Below are 23,328 nucleotides of genomic sequence, written 5' to 3' on the forward strand. Positions count from 1 at the left end.
GTGATCGTGCTGGATCTGGAACCGCGTGGCCCGCTACCCACCGAGATCTATTGGCGGCGCAGGGGCCTGGCCCTGGGCATCGCGGTCGTCGTGGTCGGGGTCGTGGTCGCCACGATCATTGCCTTCATGAGCCACAGCACCGGCGCCAAGCCCGCCACCGCGGGCAAGCCCAGCACCGCCGAGGCCAAGCCGGCCGCGCCCCCGGCCCAGGCGCCTCCGCAGGCCGGGCAGGAGGGCGTCACCCCGGTCGCGCCGCCCGGGCAGAACCCGGAGTCACCGACGCCCACCGCCGCGGTGCAGCCGCCGCCGGTGCTGAAGGAGGGCGATGACTGCCCCGATTCGACGCTGGCCGTCAAGGGCCTGACCAACGCGCCCCAGTACTTCATCGGCGACCAGCCGAAGTTCACCATGGTCGTCACCAACATCGGCCTGGTGTCCTGCAAGCGCGACGTCGGGGCCGCGGTGCTCGCCGCCTACGTCTACTCGCTGGACAACAAGCGGCTGTGGTCGAACCTCGACTGCGCGCCGTCCAACGAGACCCTGGTGAAGACCTTCACGCCGGGCGAGCAGGTGACGACGGCGGTCACGTGGACGGGAATGGGCTCGGCCCCGCACTGCCCGCTGCCGCGGCCGGCGATCGGGGCGGGCACCTACAACCTCGTCGTGCAGCTGGGCAACCTGCGCTCGATGCCGGTCCCGTTCATCCTGAATCAGCCGCCACCGCCGCCGGGACCCGTGCCCGGGCAGCCGGGTCAGCCGGCGCTCGCGCCGCCGCCGGAAGCGCCGCCGGGGGTCGCGCCGGGCCCGTCACCCGCGGGCTGACCGAGCTCAGGTGAGCGGGTCGGCGATCGTCGACTCCGCCAGTTGCGACAACCCCTCCCGCACGTGGCGGGCCCACATCGTGCCGATGCCGTCGACCGATTGCAGGTCGTTGGCGCTGGCCGCCAGCAGGCCCTGCAGCGTTCCGAAGGTCCGCACCAACAGGTCCGCGTGGGCGAACTGCAGCCGGGGGATGCCGGCCATGGCGCGGTAGCCGCGCGGGCTCAGCGCCGAATCCTGCGCCTCGGTTGTCGTCGGATATCCGAAAACCTTTGCCAGCGAGGTGAAGTCGAGCAGTTCGGTATCCGATAAGGCGTCCAGCTCGTCCAGGGTCGCGGTCATTTGCGCCTCGGACAGCGGCTCGGGGCTGGCGTGGTAGTCGCGCACGATCAGTTCGCGGGCGAGGTCGTTGCCGCCCAACAGCTCCTCGAGCTGCAGCCGCAGTTGCCGACCGTCGGTGCCGAGCTCGACGCAGTCGTAGTCGATCACCAGGCCGATGCGCCGGACCAACTCGAGCCGCTGCACCACCGTCATCACGTCGCGCAGGGTGACGAAGTCCTCGATCTCCATCCGGGACAACTGCCTGCTGACCTCGTCGAGCCGGGTCTTGTACCGCTCCAGCGTCGCGATGGCCTGGTTGGCCCGCGACAGGATGGTCGCGGAATCGGCCACCACGTGGCGCTCGCCGTCGACGTAGACGGTGACGATGTTCATCGAGTGGCTGACCGAGATCACCGGGTAGCCGGTCTGGATCGCGGCCCGCTCCGCCGAACGGTGCCGGGTGCCCGATTCGTCGGTCGGTATCGACGGGTCCGGAACGAGCTGCACGTTGGCCCGCACGATCCGGCTGCCGTCGGTGGACAGCACGACGGCGCCGTCCATCTTGGAAAGCTCGCGCAGCCGCGTCGGCGCGTACCGCACGTCGAGGGAGAAGCCGCCGTCGCAGATGGCCTCGACGTTGTCGTCGTTGCCCAGCACGATCAGCGCCCCGGTATTGCCGCGCAGGATGCGCTCCAGGCCGTCGCGCAGCCCGGTGCCCGGCGCCAGGCGGGCGACGGTCTCACGCAGTGTCGGACGGGTCACAGCGAGTCATTCTGCGGCCCCACTGCGTGATGCGTCCAGCCATTGCCGCGCCCGGCGATGGCTTTCATGTGTCGCAGCGCCGCGTCGATGGTCGGTGCCCGCAGCGCTCGCATCCCATCCGGCACTATCTCGCGGCGAGGATCGTCGCCGTCGGGAATGAGCGCGATGCTGAATCCCTGACGCACGGCTTCACCGAGCCGTCGTTCCATCCCGCTGACCCGCCGCAGGTCGCCCGCCAGCCCCACCTCGCCGATCATCACCGCCGTCGTCGGCAACGGCAGATCGGAGTACGCCGAGGCCAGCGCCATCGCGACGGCGAGATCCGAGGACGGGTCGGTCAACCGCATGCCGCCCACGGTGGACAGGTAGATGTCGTTCATGGCGACGGCCAGCCTGCCGTGCTTCTCCAGCACGGCGGTGATCATCGCGGCCCGGGAGTGGTCGATGCCGCTGACGGCGCGGCGCGGCGAGCCGCCGCCCGGCTTCGAAAAATTAGGGGCCAGCAGCGCCTGGACCTCGCCGATCAGCGGTCGCTTGCCGTCGAGCGTGACCGTGATCGCGGTGCCGGGGACCGGCGCGGGCCGCTGATCGAGGAAGAGGTGCGAAGGGTCGGAGACGCCCTCGATTCCGTTGTCGTGCAGCGTGAAGCACCCGACCTCGTCGGCCGCACCGAACCGGTTCTTGACGCCGCGGACCATCCGCAGCGCGCCGTTGCGGTCGCCCTCGAAGTGCAGCACCACGTCGACGAGGTGTTCCAGGGAGCGCGGCCCGGCGATGGCCCCGTCCTTGGTGACGTGGCCGACCAGGATCATCGCGACGCCGTTGGCCTTGGCGGCCGCGGTGAGCGCCGCGGTCACCGCGCGCACCTGTGTGACGCCGCCGGGGACCCCGTCGGCCTCGGTGGTGGACATGGTCTGCACCGAGTCCACGATCACCAGCGCCGGCCGGACCGTGGCGATGTGTTCGAGCACAGTGTGCACATCGGACTCGGCGGCCAAGTACACCTCGTCGCCGCCGCAGTCGATCCGGTCGGCGCGCAGCCGGATCTGGCCGGCGGACTCCTCGCCGGAGATGTACAGCGCCCGCCGGCCCGACTGGGCCCAGCGGTGGGCGACCTTGAGCAACAGCGTCGACTTGCCGACGCCCGGATCGCCGGCCAGCAGCGTCACCGAGCCGGGCACCACGCCGCCCCCGAGCACGCGGTCGAGTTCGCCTATGCCCGTCGAGCGGTGTTGGCTGGCGGTCGGCTCGATGGAACTGATCGGAACGGCCCGCGAAGCCGTCCCCGCGGGACGCCGGGCGCGTCCACCCACCGCGGCGAGGGCGGGCACCTCGTCGACCGTGCCCCAGGTGCCGCATTCCAGGCAGCGCCCCACCCATTTGGCGGTGACGTGCTGGCATTCCGAGCAGCGGTATTGCGAGCGTGCATGTGCCACGTCATGACGGTATCGGGCCGGTACGACAAGCCCCGGTTAGACAGGCCGCGTGGTTCAGGCGGGTTGTGCGCCCAGCCCCGCCGAAACCGGGACCAGCAGGGTGGCCTGCCCGGCCTTCTCGAAATTGAAGGTGAAGTTGTAGGTCAGGCCGTTGCTGATGGGCTTGTCCAGGGCCACCGTCGCCTTGACCGCGTTGTTGGCCTCGATCGGCCCAGGCGCCACCTTCGGGCCGTCGGGCGTGCCGATGAACAGCATGCCGCCCGCGGGCAGCCGGCCGTCGCCGCCGATCGTCACCGCGCCGACGTCGCTGGTGATGCTGATCAGCCGGTCGGCCACGTCGGGCGACTGGTTGACGGCCACCGCCACCAGGTTCACCGTCTTGCCCGGCTGCAGGAAGTCGCCGGTCTGGACTGCCTGCATGCGCACGTCGCGCAGCGCCACGTTGTTGACCGTGACCTTGTTGCCGTTGACCGCCGGTTCCTGGGTGGCCATCTGCGAGATCTGACCGGTTCCGCAACCGCTGAGCAAGGCGGCTACCAGGGCGACCAGTCCGACGACGGCGAAGCGGTTCACTCAATGCCTCCTGCTCGGCTGACCACCATGTCAGTGGTTCGACTATGCAACTATGCACAGTAGTAGGAAGGTCTTCGCAGCGGTAGCGCAGGGCACCGGACCAGCGCGGCAGGGCACTGAAGGGGTGGCTGCTCGGGCCCGCTCGGGACGGGCGTAGTGTGACCCCTTGCACGTCCAGCTTCCCCTGTCAACCCCTAATCCGCCCGCGTTGTGCCCCTGACCTGCACCGTTGTTCCGCACGCCTAGGGCCGCCGTGCTAGAATGAAGTAACGAAAGGGGCTCGAATCAGATGATCTTCAAGGTCGGCGACACCGTTGTCTATCCACATCACGGTGCTGCGTTAGTCGAGGCGATCGAAACCCGGACCATCAAAGGGGAACAAAAAGAGTATCTCGTCTTGAAAGTGGCGCAGGGTGACCTGACCGTTCGAGTACCCGCCGACAACGCCGAATATGTCGGCGTTCGCGACGTGGTTGGCCAGGAGGGCCTCGACAAGGTTTTCCAGGTCCTGCGCGCTCCCCACACCGAAGAGCCCACGAACTGGTCCCGCCGCTACAAGGCCAACCTGGAGAAGCTCGCTTCCGGCGACGTCAACAAGGTGGCCGAGGTGGTGCGCGACCTGTGGCGCCGCGACCAGGAGCGCGGTCTGTCCGCCGGCGAGAAGCGCATGCTGGCCAAGGCCCGTCAGATTTTGGTCGGTGAGCTGGCGCTAGCCGAGAGCACCGACGACGCCAAGGCGGAAACCATCCTCGACGAGGTTCTGGCCGCCGCTTCCTGAAGGCCCTGACGCTCTGGTGGCCGACGAAACCGGCGTCCCGGGCAAAGTAGTTGCCGTTGTCCCCGCCGCGGGGTCGGGCGAGCGGCTGGCCGCCGGCATCCCGAAGGCATTCTGTGAACTCGGCGGGCGCACCATGCTCGAATGCGCCGTCGCCGGGCTGCTGGACTCCGGCGCCGTCGATCACGTCGTGGTGGCCGTGCCCGCGGACCGCATCGACGAGGCCCGGCAGCTCCTGGGCGAGCGAGCCACCGTCGTCGCCGGGGGCACCGACCGCACCGAATCGGTGCGCCTGGCGCTCTCGGCCCTGCCCGCATCGCCGGAGTTCGTGCTCGTGCACGACGCCGCCCGAGCGCTGACGCCGCCGGGGCTGATCGTGCGGGTGGTCGAGGCTCTGCGGTCCGGGCACGTGGCCGTCGTGCCCGCGCTGCCGTTGTCTGACACCATCAAGGCCGTGGATGCCAACGGGGTGGTCCTGGGCACGCCGGAGCGGGCCGGGCTGCGCGCCGTGCAGACGCCGCAGGGCTTCGCCACCGATCTGCTGCTGCGGGCCTACCAGCGCGCGGGGACCGCCGCCTTCACCGACGACGCGTCGCTGGTCGAACACGTCGGCAGCCAGGTGCAGGTGGTCGACGGCGACCCGCTCGCCTTCAAGATCACCACTCGCCTGGATCTGTTGCTGGCCGAAACGGTCGTGCGGCGGTGAACGAGCTGCCGCGGGTCGGCCTGGGCACCGACGTCCATCCGATCGAGCCCGGGCGGCCGTGCTGGCTGCTGGGGCTGCTGTTCCCGGGCGACGACGGCTGCGCCGGCCATTCCGACGGCGACGTGGGGTCGCACGCGTTGTGCGATGCGCTGCTGTCGGCGACGGGGCTGGGCGACGTCGGGGCGGTCTTCGGGGTCGACGATCCGCGGTGGCAGGGCGTCAGCGGCGCCGACATGCTGCGCCACGTCGTCGCCCTGGTGTCGCGGCAGGGCTATCGGGTGGGCAACGCCGCCGTGCAGGTGATCGGCAACCGGCCGAAGGTCGGCCCGCGCCGCGTCGAGGCGCAGCGGGTGCTGTCCGGCCTGGTGGGCGCGCCGGTGTCGGTGTCGGCGACGACGACCGACGGGCTGGGCCTGACCGGGCGCGGCGAGGGATTGGCCGCCATCGCGACCGCGCTCGTGGTGCGCAACCGCGTGGGTGTCCTGTAGGCCGGTCGCACCAATTGGGCAGGTAAGCTGGCACGTCGTGACCGATCGCGCCCATTTGCGGCTACACGACACGGCGGCCGGTGCCGTGCGTGAGTTCGTTCCGCTGCGCGACGGGCACGTCTCCATCTACCTCTGCGGCGCCACGGTTCAGGGCCTGCCGCACATCGGGCACGTCCGCAGCGGGGTGGCCTTCGACATCCTGCGCCGCTGGCTGATCGCCCGGGGCTACGACGTCGCGTTCATCCGCAACGTCACCGACATCGAGGACAAGATCCTGGCCAAGGCCGCCGCGGCGGGCCGGCCGTGGTGGGAGTGGGCGGCCACCTACGAGCGGGCCTTTTCCGCCGCCTACGACGCCCTTGACGTCATGCCGCCGTCGGCCGAGCCGCGCGCCACCGGGCACATCACCCAGATGGTCGAATTAATGGAACGCCTGATCGAAACCGGCCACGCATATGCGGCGGACGGCGACGTGTATTTCGACGTGCTCAGCTACCAGGACTACGGCGCGCTGTCCGGGCACCGGGTCGACGACGTGCACCAGGGCGAGGGCGTGGCGACCGGCAAGCGCGACCAACGCGACTTCACCCTGTGGAAGGGCGAAAAGCCCGGCGAGCCGTCGTGGCCGTCGCCGTGGGGCCGCGGCCGTCCCGGCTGGCACCTGGAGTGTTCGGCGATGGCCCGAACCTACCTCGGGCCGGAATTCGACATCCACTGCGGCGGGATGGACCTGATCTTCCCGCACCACGAGAACGAGATCGCGCAGAGCCGCGCCGCGGGGGACGGCTTCGCCCGCTACTGGCTGCACAACGGCTGGGTGACCATGGGCGGCGAGAAGATGAGCAAATCGCTGGGCAACGTGCTGGCCATACCGGCGATGTTGCAGCGCGTGCGCCCCGCCGAACTGCGCTACTACCTGGGCAGCGCCCACTACCGTTCGATGCTGGAATTCTCCGAAACCGCCCTGCAGGACGCGGTGAAAGCCTATGTGGGCGTGGAGGAGTTCCTGCACAGGGTCCGCAGCCGGGTCGGCGCCTTCGAACCGGGCGAGTGGACGCCGAAGTTCGCCGAGGCGCTCGACGACGACCTGGCGGTCCCCGTCGCGCTGGCCGAGATCCACCACGCCCGCGCCGAGGGGAACCGGGCGCTGGAGTCCGGCGACCACGAGGGCGCGCTGCGACACGCCGGCTCGATCCGCGCGATGATGGGCATCCTGGGCTGCGACCCTCTCGACGAGCGCTGGGAGACCCGCGACGAGACGTCGGCCGCCCTGGCCGCCGTCGACGTGCTGGTGCAGGCCGAGATCGAAAATCGGGAAAAGGCTCGCCAGCAACGCAATTGGGCGCTGGCCGACGAGATTCGGGACCGGCTCAAGAACGCCGGCATCGAGGTCACCGACACCGCCGACGGCCCGCAGTGGGAACTGCAGGGCGGTCCAGAAAAGTGACAGTCAAGTAGATGGCCGGCAACTCGCGGCGCCGCGGGGCGGTACGCAAATCCGGCACCAAGAAGGGCGCAGTCGTCGGCTCTGGCGGTCAGCGCCGCCGCGGGCTGGAGGGCCGCGGTCCCACCCCGCCGGCGCACCTGCGCCCCAACCACCCGGCCGCCCGGCGCACCCAGTCCCAGCCGCGCCGGCCCGCCAAGCGCACCGACGAGACCGAAACGGTGCTGGGCCGCAACCCGGTGCTGGAGTGCCTGCGCGCCGGCGTCCCCGCGACCGCGCTCTACGTCGCGCTGGGCACCGAGGCCGACGAGCGGCTCACCGAATCCGTCTCCCGGGCAGCGGATCTGGGCATCGCGATCCTCGAGGTGCCGCGCACCGACCTGGACCGGATGACCACCAACCACCTGCATCAGGGCATCGCGCTGCAGGTGCCGCCGTACAACTACGCCCACCCCGACGACCTGCTCGCGGCCGCTCGTGAGACCCCGCCCGCGTTGCTGGTCGCGCTGGACAACATCTCCGATCCCCGCAACCTCGGCGCGATCGTCCGTTCGGTCGCCGCGTTCGGCGGCCACGGCGTGCTGATCCCGCAGCGGCGATCGGCCTCGGTGACGGCGGTGGCCTGGCGCACCAGCGCCGGCGCCGCGGCCCGCCTGCGGGTGGCGCGCGCCCCGAATCTCACTCGGGCGCTGACGAATTGGGCCGACGGCGGTTTGCGCGTCATCGGGCTGGACGCCGACGGCGACACCGCACTCGACGACCTGGACGGCACCGACCCGCTGGTGGTGGTCGTCGGCTCGGAGGGCAAGGGCCTGTCGCGGTTGGTGCGCCAGACCTGCGACGAGGTGGTCTCGATCCCGATGGCGGGCCGGACTGAATCGCTGAACGCCTCGGTGGCCGCCGGCGTGGTGCTCGCCGAAATCGCCCGCCAGCGCAGGGGGTAACCCCTATTGGCCGAGCAGCCCCCCGCAAGCGGGAGGTGCCCCCAGCAAAAGCCCCCGACACGCCGACGATTTGGGAGCTTTTGCGTCTGCTCGCTGGTCGCGCTGGCGGTGCTCGTCGCGCCGCGGAGCGCCGCGCAACCGCCCGGCTTCGATCTGCAGGCCCACCGCGGCGGGCGCGGCGAGACCACCGAGGAATCGCTGCGGGCGTTCGCCAAGGCGCTCGAACTCGGTGTCAGCACACTGGAGCTCGACATCGTCCTCAGCCGGGACGGCCAGCCGCTGGTGTGGCACGACCCGACGGTCCAGGCGGACAAGTGCTCCGACACCGGGCCGGCGTTCGCCGGCGACCCGGCCTATCCCTACGTCGGGAAGTTGGTGCACGAGCTCACCCTGGCGCAGGTCCGCACACTCGATTGCGGCAAGCGCCTCGCGGAGTTCCCCGACGCGGAGGTGGTGCGGGGCAACAAGATTGCCACGCTGCCGGAGGTCTTCGCGCTCGCCGACTCGTATCGGGCGGCCGTGCGCTACAACGTCGAAACCAAGGTCGAGGCCGACCACCCGGGCGCATCGGCCGAACCGCAGGAATTCGTCGACGTGATACTGGCGGCGGTCAGGGCGGCCGGCAAGCTGGACCGCGTCGAGATCCAGAGCTTCGACTGGCGAACCCTGCCCATGGTGCACCGCGCCGAGCCGTCAATCCCGCTGGTGGCCCTGTACGACGAGCAGACCTGGGCGCCGGGTTCGCCGTGGCTGAACGGGATCGACGCCGGCGTCGTCGGCGACCCGGCGATCGGGGCGCTGATGGTGGATGCCAACGCCGTCTCGCCCCGGTACGCGTTGGTCACCGGCAAACCCTATGTCGACCACCCGCATTCGTTGGGCCTCAAAGTCATTCCGTGGACGGTCAATGACGCCGACACCATGCGCCGGCAGATCGAGGACGGCGTCGACGGCATCATCACCGACTACCCGACGCTGGCGCGCCGCGTGATGGCGCAGCTAGGCATGCCGCTGCCGCCGGCCTACCGCCGCGGTTAGCGTGGCACGCTGTCGGCCAAGACCCCGTCCGCGGCTCCGAGCCGTTCCGTGCCGCGCCGCGCGCGGGCGGCGCGCCAGATCATCCCGGGGCGCAGCAGCCGCGTCGCGGGGTCGACCAGCGAGGTCACCCTGACGAACTGGTCGACGACGGCGAGGTCGGATTCCGCCGCGGTGAGGACGCGATCCAGGTATCCGTTCAGCAGTCGCGTGGACAGCGGTGGGGTGCCCTCGATCTCGGGCAGCGCCAGGTCCGGGTTGGTCGACAGTTGCCAGGCCTGGCGGATCGGCACCGCCGCCGCGCGGAAGAAACGCCACGCCAAATCCGCTGCGCCGCTTGATAAGCAGTCACGCAGCGCCAGCGCCTCGAGCGCGGCCACCGTCATGCCCTGGCCGTAGACCGGATTGAAGCTGCAGATCGCGTCGCCGGTGACCAGCAGGCCCTCGGGGAAGCGGCGCAATTTGTCGTAACGGCGCCATTGACTGCACGGCATCTTGTGCCGCACCGGCTCGCCGATCGGTTCGGCGCGTCGCACCGCGTCGAGCAGGTGGGCGGGTGCGCAGTCGTCCACGAAGTCGCACAGGGCCTCGAGGTCGCCGCCGGGTTCGTGACCGGCGATGCCGATCACGGTGAACATCCACGTGTCGTTCTCACAGTGCAGCAGGCCGACCCCTCTTGGTGTGCCCGGCACGATCCCGACGAGGAAGCCCAGCTCGCGCGGCGCGTCCCCCGCCATGCGCAGCAGCTGGCTCGCATAGGTCAAATGCACCACCACCCGATCCTCGGGCGGGCGGTCGTATCCCAGGCCCTCCAGCCACCCCGGGGTGTGGGCAGCGCGCCCGGTGGCATCGACCACCAGATCGGCCTTCAGCACGGCGCATTCGCCGGTGCGGCGGCTGACAACCCGTGCGCCCGTGACGCGCCGGTGATCGGGCGTCGCGGTCAGCCCGACGATGTTGTGTTCGTCCCGCAGGGTCACGTTAGGGATGTCGCGCACGCGCCGGCGGACGTGGCCCTCGACGAAGGGTCGCGTCGCGCAGTAGGCCGTGAACGAGGGGGCGGTGCCGGCGCGCGCCAACAGGTGCCCGCCCACGCTGTAGTGCAGCCGCGACAGGTCGCTCCCGTCGAAGTACTGCGCGCCGTCGAGCACCAACTCGTCGAGCAAGCCAGGGAAGAATTCCTCGATCACCTGGGCCCCGCGCGGCAGCAGGGCGTGCAGGTGCCGGCCCTGCGGCACGCCGCGACGCACATCGTCGCCGTCGGGCAGCGGGTCGCGCTCCACCACCGTCACCGTGTCGAAGAAATCGGCGAGCGACCGTGCCGTCAACAGACCGGCCATGCTCGCTCCCAGCACCACCGCGTGCTCTCCGATTTTGGTCTTGAGGTTCGCCACAATCCACCGCCTTCGCCGAGCCGCCAACTGACGAAAGTGATGCTCACAGCAAACTTTGGGCGCCGATAGCGTAGTCGGCTACCCGACTTCGGGGCCGCCATTGCCCGGCCGGCGCCGAAACGCGGGTGAAATGGCCTGTTAGGCGCGGATACAACCGGTTATAGTCGCCGAGTGATCAGCGGCAAACCGCTGACCGGGCGGGACGGCGAACTTGCGGTCGTCCGTCGTGCCCTGGGCGGGGCTGGCAACCACTCCGGCGTGGTGATCGCCGGAGCGGCCGGTGTGGGCAAAACCTGGCTGGCCCGCGAAGCGCTGCGCCGCGCCGAGGCGGCGGGTGAGCGCACGCAATGGATCGTCGGCACCGAATCCGCGCGTGCGCTGCCGCTCGGGGCGTTCATCGGCTTGCTGGGCGAGGCGATGTCGGATCCGCTGGCCAACGTGCGGCGCGTCATCAATTCGTTTGTCGCACAACAGCGCCGCGGCCGTGTCGTGGTCGGGGTTGACGACGCGCACCTGCTGGACGGACTGTCCGCGCTTGTCGTTCACGAGCTGGCGCGGTCGGGTGGGGTGCGGCTGGTGATGACCATCCGCACCGGCAGTGAGGAACCGGACGCGGTGACGGCGTTGTGGAAGGAGGGGTTGCTGGCTCGCCTGGACCTCGAACCGCTTTCGGCCGCGGCCACGCGCGAGGTGATCGAGAGCACGCTGGGCGGTCCCATCGACGCGCGTTGCGCGGCCCGGTTCCGAAAGTTGACCGGCGGCAACACGCTGTTCCTGCGCCAGCTGCTTGCCGATCAGGTCGCGGCGGGGCAGATGCGGGAAGTCGCCGGGGTGTGGATGTGGGACGGCGACGTCGCGGTGTCGCCGAGCCTGTCCGACACCGTGGGCCGCCAGCTGGGCCGGCTGAGCCCGAAGCTGGCGCTGGTGATCGACGTGCTGTCGCAGTGCGAGCCACTCGCGGTCGACGTGCTGTGCGACCTGGTGCCCCGCCGCGACCTGGCGGTCGCCGAAAGCATGGGCCTGGTAAGCGTCGAGCGCACCGCCGGCGGGTTGATGGCCCGGCTGGCGCATCCGCTGTTCGGTGAGCTTCGCCGCGCGAGCGCCGGTGAGATGTATTTGTCGTCGATCCGGGGCAAGCTCGCCACCCGGTTGGCTAAGAATGCCGACTCCGACATGCAGGGCACCGTTCGCCGGGCGCTGCTGCGCCTCGAGTCGGATCTGGACCCCGAACCCGAGCTGTATCTGGAATCGGCGCGCCACGCCATGACGCTGCTCGATCTGGACCTGGCCGACCGGTTCGCGACCGCCGCCGCGCGGGCGGGGGCACCGGGGGCGGCCGGGGTGCGGGCGATGAACCTGGTGCTGCTCGGACGCGGCGATCAGGCCGAGGCCGCGCTGCGTGAACTGGTCGACGGCCCCGACGGTCATCACTGGGCGACGATACGGGCGATCAACCTGATGTGGATCCTCGCCGAGCCCGCCGCCGCGTCGGCGATTCTCGATGACCTCGCCGCGGGCCCGGAGACCGAGGCCCAGGTGGCCGAGCGCGTGGCGGCGCAGGCCTGCCTGGACGCGATATTGGCGCGCTGCGAGTCGGCGGCCGAAGGGGCGCGGGTTGCCCTGGCTTTCGGCGCTCTGCCGGATCTGCACGCCCTGCTGGCCTCGCTCGCGTTGATCATGGCGATGGGGGCGCGGGGGGAGGTCGACGACCTCGCCGCCGTCGCCGAGCAGGCGCTGCGGCGCGCGACGACGTCGTTTCAGGCGTCGCCGCTGCGGTTCTGGTTCGGCGCCGTGTACGGCCGGGCCTGCCGGCTGACCGGACGCATCGACGAATTCGTCGGCACGGCCCGGCAATTGGCCGATTCGGCCCGCGACGTTCCCGGCCTGGCCTACGCGAACCTGGCCCTGCTGATCGGCAACGCCGACCTGGCCCGCGGCGCCGTCACCGACGCGGTCCGGCTGTTGCACGAAGCGGTTGCGGGAGTCCAAATACATGCCGTCACAACGGGTTTGCGCGCGGCGAGCTACTTCGCGCTGGCCGAAGCGCACGCCAAGCTCGGCGAGGCCGGCGAAGCGAACGACGCGGCGGCCGGGGCGCGCTCGGCGGTGCCGGCCGACTACCTGTTCATGCACACCGGCCTGTCGCTGGCCGGCGGGTGGGCGTTGGCGGCAAGCGGCCGCCTGAGCGAGGCCGTCGCCGGCGCACAGGAAGCGGCACAACTCGCCCGCGAGCGCGGCCAGCCCACCCACGAGTTGGCGTGCATACAGGCCGCCGCGCAGTGGGGCGACGCGTCCGGGGCGGCCCGCGCCCGGGAGTTGGCCGAGACGCTGTCGCTGCCGCTGGCCGACGCGGTTGCGTTGCACGCCAAGGCCCTGCTCGGCGGGGACGGCGAAGGCCTGCTGGCGGGCTCGGCGGCCTACCGCGGCATCGGTGACAAGGCCGCGGCCGCCGACGCGGCGGCGCAGGCGTCCGTCGCGTTCGCCGCAGGCCAGCAGCACAAGCGCGCGCTTTACGCCGCGGCGGTGGCGAGGGAACTGGCCGATGAATGCGGCGGCCTTTGCACACCGGCCCTGCGCACCCCGGAGGGAATCAAGCTCTCGGGTCGCCAGCGCGACGTGGTCGAACTCGTCGTCGCCGGTCTGTCCAACCGCCAGATCGCCGAGAAGCTGGTGATGTCGGTGCGCACCGTGGAGGGCCACATCTACCGGGCCTGCCAGCGGGTGGGGGCGCAATCCCGCGAGGAGCTCGCCTCGATCGTGCGATCGGGACCGGCCGGCGGGTAGACCCGCGAGCAGACACAAAATCGCATGAATTAGTTCCACTTTGTGCGATTTTGCGTCTGCTCGCGCCAACTATGCGCCCAGTAGTCGTGTGGACGCCCACAGCGCGACCACCGCGACCACCAGGGCCGCGGGCACCGTGCACAGCCCGAGGAGGGTGTACTCGCCGACCCCGGCGTCGACGTCGTGCCGGCGAAGTACGCGGCGCCACAACAGGTTCGACAGCGAACCCACGTAGGTCAGGTTGGGGCCGACGTTAACCCCGATCAGCACCGCCAGTATCGCCACCGGACCGCCGGGCGCGACGAGCGGCAGCAGCACCAGCGTGGCGGGCAGGTTGTTGACGACGTTGGCCAACACGGCGGCGATCGCGGCGATCGCGAGCAGCGCGGGCAGTCCGGAACCGGACGGCAGCACGGCGGACATGGCCCTGTCCATGCCGTTGAGCATGACCGCCCGCACCACGACGCCCAGCGCCAGCACGAACACCAGGAACGAGACGTGCGCGGAGCGCGCGATCTCGGCCACGGAGGTATGCCGACGGCTCAGGCTGCGCACCGCCAGCACCGCGGCACCGGCGAGCGCCACCCACGCCGGGGCGACCCCGACGGACTGGCCGACCGCGAAACCGGAGAGGGTCAGCCCCACCACCACCAACACGAACACGGGTGGCCGCGGCGCCGGGCCGAGTTCCTCCGCGTCGGGCTGGACGCGCAGGTCCCGGGCGAAAAACCAGCGAAACACCGCGTAGATCACCGCCACCGCGCCCAGCCACGGCAGCGCCATCAGCGCGGTGAACCGGGTGAACGACACGTTGGCGGTGTGAAACGCCAGCAGGTTGGTCAGGTTCGACACCGGCAGCAGCAGTGAGGCGCCGTTGGCGAGGTGAGCGGTGGCGTACGCGTAGGGCCGCGGCGGGGTGCGCAGCCGGCGGACCGCGGCCAGGACCACCGGGGTCAGCAGCACCACCGCGGCGTCCAGGCTCAGCACGGCGGTGATCAGCGAGGCGACGACGAACACGCGCCGCAGCAGGCCGCCCGACGAGACGCGCCCTCGCGAAATCGCTGCGCCCGCCGCCTCGAACAGCCCCTCGTCGTCGCACAGCTTGGCCAGCACCAGGACCGCGCCCAGGAAGGCGACCACCCCCGACAGCCCGGCCACCTCCTGGGCCGCCTGACGGACCGAGATCGCGCCGACCGCGATCACGATCAGCGCCGCCGGGACCGCCGCCACCGCCTCCGGCAAACCCCTCGGGCGGGCGACCGCGAACACGAGCACGGCGGCAAGCAGCAACAGCGCGGCGGTCAATCCCAACGTCTGAACCGCTTCACGCCCAGGGGTTTTCGCGCCGCCACACCGTCGGCATGTGCAGCGCTACGCCGTCGCGCGCGGCCAGCTCGTCCAGGACGCGGATCGACACGTCCAGGTCGTCGCCCGCATACGGCAAGGCCCGCAAGGGCTTTGACAGCGGGCTGAAGAAGTCGTCCCAATGGATCAGGACCACCCTGCGCGCCCCCACCGCGCCCACGGTCTCCGCCCAGTAGTCGAGCACGTAGGACCGTGGCCGCAGGCCCAGTTGTCCGACGGACAGATAGACGACGTCGGCCCGCCGGCCGTCGAGCGCGCCCCTGACGAAACCCGCGCTGCCCTGGATCAGCAGGCGCCGGTCCGACGGGCGATGGTGCACCAGCGCCGACCACGCCTCACCGCAGCGGTAGGCCGACGCCCGCACCGGCGGGGTCACCGGCGCGTCGATCGTCCCGGGGAACCGGTCCGGTGGGCAGTGATGCGATTCCACCAGCGTTACGTCGAAGGCGCCCAACCGAATTGGCTCGCCCGAGGCGGCGACGACGATGCGGTCCTCGGCCAGCCCGTACCCGCGCCCGACGTTGGCGGCCGACTGGCCGCCGATCAGCCGCGCGCCGGTTCGGTCGGCGACCAGCGCGGAGTCCAGCACGTGGTCGATGTGCGTGTGCACCGGAATCACGGCCTCCAGCCGGGACACCTTGGCGCGGGCCAGGCAGCCGTCCACGCGGGCCGGTGACGGCGACACCTTGCCGGCGGCCACCCGCGCAAGGCTGGGCCGTGAGAAGTAGCCGTCGGTCATCAGCGCGGACGACCCGTCGTCGAGCAGCAGCGTCGCCACTCCCAGCCAGGTGGCCGACAGCGGCGCGTCGGGCCCGGCGGCGGGCACGTCGAAGCGGTCGGCGTAGTGCGCCAGATCGGGGCGGCCGAGCTTGGCGCGCATCAGCAGAACGCTCGCAGCTCGATGCCGGCGGTCGTCAGCCGATCGCGCACCGCCGTCGCGATACCTACCGCACCCGGCGAGTCACCGTGTACGCAAACCGATTCCACGCCGACGGGAATTTGCGTGCCGTCGGTCGCGGTGACGCGCCCTGCGGTCACCATGGTCAGCACGCGCTCGGCGATCGCCGCCGGGTCGTCCAGCACCGCGCCGGGTTCGCGCCGGGAGACCAGTTGGCCGTCGGGCCGGTAGGCGCGGTCGGCGAACGCCTCGGCCACCACGCGCAGGCCGATCCGATCGGCCTCCTCGAAAAACGCCGAACCCGCCATCCCCAGCACCGGCAGTGCCGGGTCCACCCGGTGCACCGCCGCCGCGACCGCCGCCGCCTGTTCCCGGTTCGTCACGATCGTGTTGTACAGCGCGCCATGGGGTTTGACGTAGGACACCGCCGAGCCGGACGCCCGCGCGATGGCCTGCAACGCGCCGATCTGATACACCACGTCGGCAACGAGGTCGTCGGGGGTGACGTCGATGAAACGCCTGCCGAACCCGGCCAGGTCGCGGTAGCTGACCTGGGCGCCGACGCGCACGCCGCGCTCGGCGGCCGACCGGCAGACCTGCAACAGGCCGGCGGGGTCGCCGGCGTGGAACCCGCACGCCACGTTGGCGCTGCTGACGATCCCGAGCATGGCGTCGTCGTCGCCCAGGCGCCAGACGCCAAAGCCCTCGCCCAGGTCGGCGTTGAGGTCGATGGCGGCCACCCGCCCAGCTTATTCCGACGCTAGGCGGCGACCTCGCGGCGTCGCCCGAGGAACCAACAAAACAGGTAAATGACAAAGGAAATCGTCGCGACGAACACCGACACCGGAACGCCGGGCGCCAGCGACAGCACGATGCCCCCCACCGCGGCGACCTCGGCGAAGGCCACCGAGGCCACGATCGCCGCCGCGGGCGACGAGATCACCCGCGCCGCCGCGGCCGCCGGCGTGATCAGCAACGACATCACCAACAGCGCCCCGACGATCTGCACGGCCTGGGCGGCCACCACGCCGACCAGCGCGGCGAACACGATGCCCAGCACGCGGACCGGGACACCGCGCGCCGCCGCGACCTCGGGGTCCACGGTGGCGAACAACAGCGGGCGATAGCACGTGCCCAGCACGACGACCACCAGCAGGCAAACCAGCGCCAGCATCGTCAGGCCGGTATAGCCGACGCCGACGATCTGGCCCGTCAGCAGCGCGAAGGCGGTCCCCGTCCGTCCCGGGTAGAGGTGAATGAACAGCACCGCCAGGCCCATCCCGAACGCCAGGACGACGCCGATGACCGAGTCGCGCTCCCGGGCCCGCTGGCCGAGAATGCCGAACAGCGCCGCCGCCAGGGCGCTGCCGATCAGCGCCCCCGCGCCCACCTCGAAGCCGACCAAGAGCGCGAAAGCCGCTCCCGTCAAAGACAATTCGCTGGACCCGTGCACGGCGAACGACATCTGGCGCATCACGACGAAGGGCCCGATCAGCCCGGCCACCAGCCCCAGCAGCGCGCCCGCCGCCAGCGCCTGCTGGACGAAGTCGTGGCGAAGCAGATCGGCGGTGAGGTCAAAGGAGAACAGGTGGTGCAGCATGTCGGCGAGCCGGCGGTTCATCCAACACATCCGTCGTCGGGCTCGCCGACGACCACGTAGCCGTCGCGCACCTTCACCACCTGAATGTCGGCGCGGTACAGCGCCGAGAGCGTCTGGCTGGACATCACCTGCTCGACGGTGCCGATCTCGAAGCGGCCGTCGACGAGATACAGCACTCGGTCCACGTACGGCAGGATCGTGTTGATCTCGTGGGTGACGACGATGACGGTGGTCCCGGCGTCGCGGCGCCGCCGGTCGATCAGCGCCGACACCAGCTTCGCGTTCGCCGGGTCCAGGGTCAGCAGCGGCTCGTCGCACAACAGCAGCATCGGGTCACTGACCAGCGACTGGGCGATGCGCACCCGCTGCAACTCGCCGCCCGACATGACGCCGACCCGGACGTCGGCCAGGTGTTCGGCGTTGACCTGGCGCAGCGCCTCGGCCACGGCGGCGCGGCGGCTGGCCCGCCCGGATGATCGCAGCGGCGCGGCGCCCCAACGTCGTCCGTCGATGCCCAGCCGAACCAGGTCGCGGCCGCGCAGCATCACCTCGCGGTCGATCGGGCGGTGTTGCGGGACATAGCCGATGCTGCCGCTGCCGGAGGTGACCGGCCGGCCGTCGACCAACGCGACGCCGCCGCTCAGCGGCAGCTGCCCGAGCAGGACCTTGAGCAACGACGTCTTGCCGCTGCCGTTCGGGCCCAGCACGGCGATGAACTCGCCGGGCCGCACCGACAGGTCGAGGTGATCCCACAGGACGCGGTCGCCGAAAGCCAGCCGTGCGCCGGAAAGCGAGACGGTGTGGGCATGGCCTTCGACGGCGCGGACCGCTTCGACAGTCACGGCCGCGCCTATCGGCTCGACCGCAGCGCGGCCACCAGCTGGTTGACCGTGTTGCGCTGCCAGGTCAGGTAGTCGGTGCCGTCGGGCAGCGTCTCGCGCACCTCGGTGACCGGCACCCCGGCGCGCCGCGCGGCATCCTCCAGGCCGTTCACCGCGGAGCCGGACGTCTGCGGGTTGATCAGCAGTGCGGACACCTGCCGGCGCTTGATCATGTCGAGCACCTTCGCCATGTCGGCCGGCGACGGATCGGTCTCGTTCTCGCTGGCGGCGGCGAACGCGGCCGGGGTGCGGTTCACCAGGCCCGACGCGGCCAGCAGGTAGTCCACGTCGGGCTCGGTCGCGATGACTCCGGCGTCGGGATACGCGCCGGCGATGGCGCGCTCGGAGACCTCGATCGCGTCGGCGGCGCGGCCGAACGCGGCGGCGTTGGCCCGGTAGTCGGCGGCGTTGGCCGGGTCGATGACGGCCATCCGGTCGGCGATCGAGGAGGCCACCGATTTGGCGACGCCCAGGTCGTAAAAGACGTGCTCGTTCGGCGGCTGCCCGCCGCCGGCCGGGACGAACGAATAGGCGTCGACCGAGTTGATGCCCGGATGTCCGGTGAGGACCTGGTCCACCCACGGGTCGTAGCCGCCGCCGTTGTAGACGACCAGCGCGGCGTCGGTGATCGCGGCGGCGTCCGCGGGGCTGGCCGCATACGAGTGCGGGTCGGTATCGGAGCCGGTCAGGATGGCCTTGACGGCGACGTGGCGGCCGGTGACGGCGCTGGCCACGCTGCCCCACACGTCGGTGGACGCGACCACGGTGGCCGCCTGCGGGCGCGGCGAACCGGCGCAGCCCGTAAGCGCGATCAAGCTGGCCACGGCAATCAGGACGGCCGAACGCCGACGCCCGATGCTGCCTGCCATTTCCGTCCTCTCCCGCCTGCGGCCGGACCCATAATACTAATGAAAATCGTTTCCATTAGAAAGTGGCGCAGCGGCTCCTGGGGCGCCCCGCCGGCGACCCGCTGTAGCGTCACCGAACGTGAGGAGTCCCGCACCGCGCCGGCGTGCGACTCTGGCGTCGTTGGCCGACGAACTGAAGGTGTCGCGCACGACGATCTCGAATGCGTTCAATCGGCCGGATCAGCTTTCCGCCGACCTGCGCGAGCGGGTGCTCGCGACGGCGAAGCGGCTGGGCTATGCGGGACCCGACCCGGTGGCGCGGTCGCTGCGGACCCGCAAGGCCGGCGCGGTGGGTTTGGTGATGGCCGAACCGCTGACTTATTTCTTTTCCGATCCGGCCGCGCGGGATTTCGTTGCCGGCGTCGCGCAGTCGTGCGAGGAGCTCGGGCAGGGGCTGCTGCTGGTCGCCGTCGGCGCGAGCCGCAGCCTCGAGGACGGAACCGCCGCGGTGCTCGGGGCCGGGGTCGACGGCTTCGTCGTGTATTCGGCCTGCAACGACGAACCCTACCTGGACGTGGTGCTGCAACGGCGCCTGCCCGTGGTGGTGGTCGACCAGCCCAAGGACCTGGCGGGAGTGTCCCGGGTGGGCATCGACGACCGGGCGGCGATGCGCGAGCTGGCCGACTACGTGCTCGGGCTCGGGCACCGCGAGATCGGTTTGCTCACCATGCGGCTGGGCCGGGAGCGTAGGCAGGGCCTGGTGGACGCCGACCGGCTGCGGTCACCGGCCTTCGACGTGCAACGCGAACGCATCGTCGGCGTCTGGGAGGCGATGACGGCCGCCGGTGTCGACCCCGATTCGCTGACCGTCGTGGAAAGCTACGAGCACCTACCCGAATCGGGTGGCGCCGCCGCCAGGGCCGCGCTGGAAGCCAATCCGCGCATCACCGCGCTCATGTGCACCGCGGACATCCTGGCCCTGTCGGCAATGGATTACCTTCGCGGACACGGCATTTACGTGCCGGGTCAGATGACCGTCACCGGGTTCGACGGTGTGCCCGACGCGATCGGCCGCGGTTTGACCACGGTGGCGCAGCCCAGCCTGCAGAAGGGCCATCGGGCGGGCGAACTGCTGCTGAGGCCGCCCCGGACGGGCCTGCCCGTCGTCGAACTGCTGGACACCGAGCTGATCCGGGGCCGCACCGCCGGACCGCCGGCCTAACCGGGCTGGTGTTCGCCGAGCAATAACCGTACGGCCAGGTCCAGTCGTTTGCTGACGTCGGTCGCCGAGGCGCGGCGGGTGAGCCAGGCGAGCAGGTTCGACAGCCACACGTCCGAGATCACCCGGGCGATGTGGTACTGGTCCTCGGTCGGTTCGCCGTCGCTCATCGCCCGCGCGAACATCGAGTCGATGAGCTTCTCGACCTGGTCGACCTCGCTGGCCGCCGAGGCGTCGGCGAAGACGTAGGCGCGCGTCATGGCCTCGGTGAGCAGCGGGTTGCGTTGCATCGCGCGGTTGAGCTTGCCGACCATGAAGTTCAGCCGCTGAAACGGGGTGCCGCCGGCGACCGCGGAGCGGTCGGTTTTCGCGTCGATCCGGCCGAACTCCCGGCCCAGGGCCGACACCAGCAAATGCACCTTCGACGGGAAATACCGGTACAGCGTGCCGACCGCCACGTCGGCCCGGTCGGCCACGGCGCGCATCTGGACCGCCTCGTAGCCGCCCTTGGACGCGATGGCCATGGTGGCGTCCAGGATGCGCTTGCGGCGTTCCCGCTGCGCCTCCGAGCCGAGCTCGGACTCCGCCAGGACCGCCACGTTCATGACCTCGCGCGGCTGCGACTCAGGAACGTCGGCCGAGTCTGGGTTCGCTGACGACATCTGGGGGCGCGCTCCTTATTCGGGTGGCTCGTCCGCAAACGATACGCATGTTGGGCGTAAATTTCCCACCTCCCCGCAGCAGGGACAACCACGTGTACTGCTGTAATGGCGTTCGACTTGACGCTCGATCGCTGGCACTATTAGAACACGTTCTAGTGGGCTTTCAAGTAGTCAGAGTGCCCCGTCATCCCGAACCAAGCACGCGGAGGACCCAAGGGTGGTAGCGACCGTCACCGACGAGCAGTTCGCCGCGCGTGCGCTGGTGCGCGACTGGGCGCGCAATTCGACGTCGGGACCGGGTGGCACGGCGGCGATCCGCGACGTCGAGCAGCGCAACCCCGACGCGTGGCGGCCGGTCTTCGCCGGCCTTGCCGACCTGGGGCTCTTCGGGGTCGCGATCCCGGAGGAGCGCGGCGGCGCGGGCGGGAGCGTCGAGGATCTGTGCGCGATGGTCGAGGAAGCGGCCAAGGCGCTGGTCGCCGGGCCGGTCGCGACCACGGCCCTGGCCACCCTCGTCGTCGAGGACCAAGAAGTGCTGGACGCGCTGGCCGCGGGGGAACGCTTCGCCGCGGTCGCGCTGGACGGTGACGTGCGGTTCGACGGCCAGACCTCACGCGCGTCGGGCACCCTGCCGTGGGCGCTGGGCGCCGCGGAAGGCGCCGTCGTGATCCTGCCCGCCGACGGGACGTGGCTGCTCGTCGACACTGGCGGCGAGGGCGTGCAGCTCGAACCGCTGCCGGCCACCGACTTCTCCGTCCCGCTGGCCCGGGTGGTGCTGACGTCGGCGCCGGCCACGGTCATCGCGGATGCCGGTCGGCGGGTCGAGGAACTGGCCGCGACCGTCCTGGCCGCCGAGGCCGCCGGCCTCACCCGATGGTCGCTGGACACCGCGGTCGCTTACGCCAAGGTGCGCGAGCAGTTCGGCAAGCCGATCGGCAGCTTCCAGGCCGTCAAGCACCTCTGCGCCGAGATGCTGTGCCGCGCCGAGCAGGCCGAGGTGGCGGCCGCCGACGCCGCCCGCGCCGCGGCGGAGTCCGATGCGGACCAGTTCTCGATCGCGGCGGCCCTGGCCGCGAGCACGTGCATCGCCGCCGCGAAGGCGAACGTCAAGGACTGCATCCAGGTGCTCGGCGGCATCGGCTGCACCTGGGAGCACGACGCGCATCTGTATCTGCGCCGGGCGCACGCCATCGGGCGGTTCCTGGGCGGGGCCGAGCGCTGGCTGCGACGCATCACCGAGCTGACCCAGGGCGGCGTGCGCCGCCGGCTGGGTATCGACCTCAGCGAGGTCGAGGACCAGCGGGCCGAGATCGCCGCGGCCGTCGCCGAGGTCGCCACGCTTCCGGAAGAACAGCGCCAGGTGGCCCTGGCCGAGGCCGGACTGCAGGCGCCGCACTGGCCGCCGCCGTACGGCCGCGGTGCGTCGCCGGCCGAGCAGCTATTGATCGACCAGGAGATGGCGGCGGCCGGGGTGGTGCGCCCCGACCTGGTGATCGGCTGGTGGGCGGCGCCGACCATCCTCGAGCACGGCACGCCGGAACAGGTCGCACAGTTCGTACCCGCCACGCTGCGCGGCGAATTCCTTTGGTGTCAACTGTTTTCCGAGCCGGGGGCTGGCTCCGACCTGGCGTCGCTGCGCACCAAAGCGGTGCGGGCACCAGATTCCCAAGGCGGCTGGTTGCTTACCGGGCAGAAGGTGTGGACGTCCGCCGCGCACAAGGCGCGGTGGGGTGTGTGCCTGGCGCGCACCGATCCCGACGCCCCGAAGCACAAGGGCATCACCTACTTCCTGGTGGACATGAAATCGCCGGGCATCGAGATTCGGCCGCTGCGCGAGATCACCGGCAACGCGTTGTTCAACGAGGTCTTCCTGGACAACGTGTTCGTGCCCGACGAGATGGTGGTCGGCACGGTCAACGACGGGTGGCGGCTGGCCCGCACCACGCTGGCCAACGAGCGGATCGCGATGGCCTCCGGGACCGCCCTGGGCAACCCGATGGAAGAGCTGCTCGAGGCGCTGGCCGAGCTGGACCTCGACGTGTCCCAGCAGGATCGGCTGGGCCGGTTGATCATCACCGCCCAGACGGGCGCGCTGCTGGACCAGCGCATCGCCCAGCTAGCTGTGGGCGGCCAGGACCCCGGCGCGCAGTCCAGCGTGCGCAAGCTGATCGGCGTCCGTTACCGGCAGGCGTTGGCCGAGTACGCGATGGACGTCGCGGAGGGCGGCGGCCTCGTCCGCAACCAAGCGGTCTTCGACTTCCTCAACACCCGCTGCCTCACCATCGCCGGCGGCACCGAGCAGATCCTGCTCACCGTCGCCGCGGAGCGGCTGCTCGGCCTGCCCCGCTAGCTTTTCGTCGAGCCTGTAATTTCG

At 70.9% G+C, this 23,328-nt stretch carries 21 protein-coding genes; 10 read left to right on the top strand and 11 right to left on the bottom strand.

Annotated features, from left to right (window positions below; genetic code table 11):
* Positions 1–6: 6 nt before the first annotated feature.
* Positions 7–822 (top strand): hypothetical protein, encoded by an 816-nt coding sequence (locus AC5Y7V_RS18955; protein ID WP_499881785.1) that lies wholly within the window; start codon positions 7–9, stop codon positions 820–822.
* A gap of 6 nt (positions 823–828) precedes the next feature.
* On the opposite strand, the gene disA is transcribed toward AC5Y7V_RS18955, so the two are convergent.
* Genes disA through AC5Y7V_RS18970 form a run of 3 tightly spaced genes read right to left on the bottom strand, consistent with a single transcriptional unit; the run spans position 829 to position 3,911 of the window.
* Positions 829–1,902 (bottom strand): DNA integrity scanning diadenylate cyclase DisA, encoded by a 1,074-nt coding sequence (gene disA, locus AC5Y7V_RS18960; protein WP_499881571.1) that lies wholly within the window; start codon positions 1,900–1,902, stop codon positions 829–831.
* Complete coding sequence (gene radA, locus AC5Y7V_RS18965; protein ID WP_499881572.1) at positions 1,899–3,338, bottom strand: DNA repair protein RadA; 1,440 nt, start codon at positions 3,336–3,338, stop codon at positions 1,899–1,901. Before radA ends, disA begins: the two co-directional genes overlap by 4 nt.
* Before the next feature lie 54 nt (positions 3,339–3,392).
* The gene (locus AC5Y7V_RS18970) at positions 3,393–3,911 is read right to left on the bottom strand and encodes a copper chaperone PCu(A)C domain-containing protein (RefSeq protein ID WP_499881573.1); all 519 of its coding nucleotides are present in this window, start codon (positions 3,909–3,911) and stop codon (positions 3,393–3,395) included.
* 289 nt (positions 3,912–4,200) lie between these two features.
* Between AC5Y7V_RS18970 and carD the strand changes: the two genes are divergently transcribed.
* From carD to AC5Y7V_RS19000, 6 genes are all read left to right on the top strand, one after another.
* Complete coding sequence (gene carD, locus AC5Y7V_RS18975; protein WP_007166539.1) at positions 4,201–4,689, top strand: RNA polymerase-binding transcription factor CarD; 489 nt, start codon at positions 4,201–4,203, stop codon at positions 4,687–4,689.
* Positions 4,690–4,705: 16 nt separating this feature from the next.
* On the top strand, positions 4,706–5,392 hold the full coding sequence (gene ispD / locus AC5Y7V_RS18980) for a 2-C-methyl-D-erythritol 4-phosphate cytidylyltransferase (protein ID WP_499881574.1): 687 nt from the start codon (positions 4,706–4,708) through the stop codon (positions 5,390–5,392).
* Positions 5,389–5,880 carry a 2-C-methyl-D-erythritol 2,4-cyclodiphosphate synthase gene (gene ispF / locus AC5Y7V_RS18985; RefSeq protein ID WP_499881575.1) on the top strand — a complete coding sequence of 164 codons (492 nt, stop codon included), beginning with the start codon at positions 5,389–5,391 and terminating at the stop codon, positions 5,878–5,880. Before ispD ends, ispF begins: the two co-directional genes overlap by 4 nt.
* Positions 5,881–5,917: 37 nt before the next feature.
* Complete coding sequence (cysS, locus tag AC5Y7V_RS18990) at positions 5,918–7,327, top strand: cysteine--tRNA ligase (RefSeq protein WP_499881576.1); 1,410 nt, start codon at positions 5,918–5,920, stop codon at positions 7,325–7,327.
* A gap of 11 nt (positions 7,328–7,338) precedes the next feature.
* Complete coding sequence (gene rlmB / locus AC5Y7V_RS18995; protein WP_499881577.1) at positions 7,339–8,268, top strand: 23S rRNA (guanosine(2251)-2'-O)-methyltransferase RlmB; 930 nt, start codon at positions 7,339–7,341, stop codon at positions 8,266–8,268.
* A gap of 102 nt (positions 8,269–8,370) precedes the next feature.
* Positions 8,371–9,306 (top strand): glycerophosphodiester phosphodiesterase, encoded by a 936-nt coding sequence (locus tag AC5Y7V_RS19000; RefSeq protein WP_499881786.1) that lies wholly within the window; start codon positions 8,371–8,373, stop codon positions 9,304–9,306.
* Here AC5Y7V_RS19000 and AC5Y7V_RS19005 read toward each other — a convergent pair.
* Complete coding sequence (locus tag AC5Y7V_RS19005; protein ID WP_499881578.1) at positions 9,303–10,697, bottom strand: FAD-dependent oxidoreductase; 1,395 nt, start codon at positions 10,695–10,697, stop codon at positions 9,303–9,305. The two genes, AC5Y7V_RS19000 and AC5Y7V_RS19005, sit on opposite strands and share 4 nt — an antisense overlap.
* Before the next feature lie 171 nt (positions 10,698–10,868).
* On the opposite strand from AC5Y7V_RS19005, the gene AC5Y7V_RS19010 reads away from it, so the two are divergent.
* On the top strand, positions 10,869–13,481 hold the full coding sequence (locus tag AC5Y7V_RS19010; RefSeq protein WP_499881579.1) for a LuxR C-terminal-related transcriptional regulator: 2,613 nt from the start codon (positions 10,869–10,871) through the stop codon (positions 13,479–13,481).
* A 69-nt stretch (positions 13,482–13,550) separates the two neighbouring features.
* Here AC5Y7V_RS19010 and AC5Y7V_RS19015 read toward each other — a convergent pair whose 3' ends face one another.
* From AC5Y7V_RS19015 to AC5Y7V_RS19040, 6 genes are read right to left on the bottom strand one after another with little or no spacing between them, the layout of a single operon-like run.
* Positions 13,551–14,792: an SLC13 family permease gene (locus AC5Y7V_RS19015; protein ID WP_499881580.1), complete on the bottom strand. Its 1,242-nt coding sequence runs from the start codon at positions 14,790–14,792 to the stop codon at positions 13,551–13,553.
* A gap of 13 nt (positions 14,793–14,805) precedes the next feature.
* Positions 14,806–15,726, bottom strand: a complete 921-nt coding sequence (locus AC5Y7V_RS19020; RefSeq protein WP_499881581.1) for an MBL fold metallo-hydrolase — start codon at positions 15,724–15,726, stop codon at positions 14,806–14,808.
* Positions 15,726–16,484 (bottom strand): LamB/YcsF family protein, encoded by a 759-nt coding sequence (locus AC5Y7V_RS19025; RefSeq protein WP_499881582.1) that lies wholly within the window; start codon positions 16,482–16,484, stop codon positions 15,726–15,728. The genes AC5Y7V_RS19020 and AC5Y7V_RS19025 overlap by 1 nt, the downstream gene beginning before the upstream one ends.
* A gap of 20 nt (positions 16,485–16,504) precedes the next feature.
* Positions 16,505–17,365 carry a metal ABC transporter permease gene (locus AC5Y7V_RS19030; protein ID WP_499881583.1) on the bottom strand — a complete coding sequence of 287 codons (861 nt, stop codon included), beginning with the start codon at positions 17,363–17,365 and terminating at the stop codon, positions 16,505–16,507.
* The gene (locus AC5Y7V_RS19035; protein WP_499881584.1) at positions 17,362–18,186 is read right to left on the bottom strand and encodes a metal ABC transporter ATP-binding protein; all 825 of its coding nucleotides are present in this window, start codon (positions 18,184–18,186) and stop codon (positions 17,362–17,364) included. The genes AC5Y7V_RS19030 and AC5Y7V_RS19035 overlap by 4 nt, the downstream gene beginning before the upstream one ends.
* 8 nt (positions 18,187–18,194) lie before the next feature.
* Positions 18,195–19,094, bottom strand: a complete 900-nt coding sequence (locus AC5Y7V_RS19040) for a metal ABC transporter solute-binding protein, Zn/Mn family (RefSeq protein ID WP_499881585.1) — start codon at positions 19,092–19,094, stop codon at positions 18,195–18,197.
* A gap of 118 nt (positions 19,095–19,212) precedes the next feature.
* On the opposite strand from AC5Y7V_RS19040, the gene AC5Y7V_RS19045 reads away from it, so the two are divergent.
* Entirely contained in the window at positions 19,213–20,295 is a 1,083-nt protein-coding gene (locus tag AC5Y7V_RS19045) for an Rv3575c family transcriptional regulator (protein WP_499881586.1), read from the top strand.
* Here the strand turns inward: AC5Y7V_RS19045 and kstR are convergent.
* Positions 20,292–20,891, bottom strand: coding sequence for a cholesterol catabolism transcriptional regulator KstR (kstR, locus tag AC5Y7V_RS19050; RefSeq protein ID WP_499881787.1), 600 nt, complete (start codon positions 20,889–20,891; stop codon positions 20,292–20,294). The two genes, AC5Y7V_RS19045 and kstR, sit on opposite strands and share 4 nt — an antisense overlap.
* 280 nt (positions 20,892–21,171) lie before the next feature.
* Here kstR and AC5Y7V_RS19055 point away from each other — a divergent pair, with 280 nt between their 5' ends.
* Positions 21,172–23,304 (top strand): acyl-CoA dehydrogenase family protein, encoded by a 2,133-nt coding sequence (locus AC5Y7V_RS19055; RefSeq protein WP_499881587.1) that lies wholly within the window; start codon positions 21,172–21,174, stop codon positions 23,302–23,304.
* Positions 23,305–23,328 lie beyond the last annotated feature (24 nt).

It is taken from the genome of Mycobacterium sp. NGS34 (assembly GCF_059812845.1).

What these genes read in the sequence shown, in the direction of transcription:
- carD (WP_007166539.1), top strand. Translation starts at nt 4,201, where the DNA reads ATGATCTTCAAGGTCGGCGACACCGTTGTCTATCCACATCACGGTGCT.
- AC5Y7V_RS19040 (WP_499881585.1), bottom strand. Translation starts at nt 19,094, where the DNA reads ATGGCAGGCAGCATCGGGCGTCGGCGTTCGGCCGTCCTGATTGCCGTG.
- AC5Y7V_RS19020 (WP_499881581.1), bottom strand. Translation starts at nt 15,726, where the DNA reads ATGCGCGCCAAGCTCGGCCGCCCCGATCTGGCGCACTACGCCGACCGC.
- rlmB (WP_499881577.1), top strand. Translation starts at nt 7,339, where the DNA reads ATGGCCGGCAACTCGCGGCGCCGCGGGGCGGTACGCAAATCCGGCACC.
- AC5Y7V_RS19030 (WP_499881583.1), bottom strand. Translation starts at nt 17,365, where the DNA reads ATGAACCGCCGGCTCGCCGACATGCTGCACCACCTGTTCTCCTTTGAC.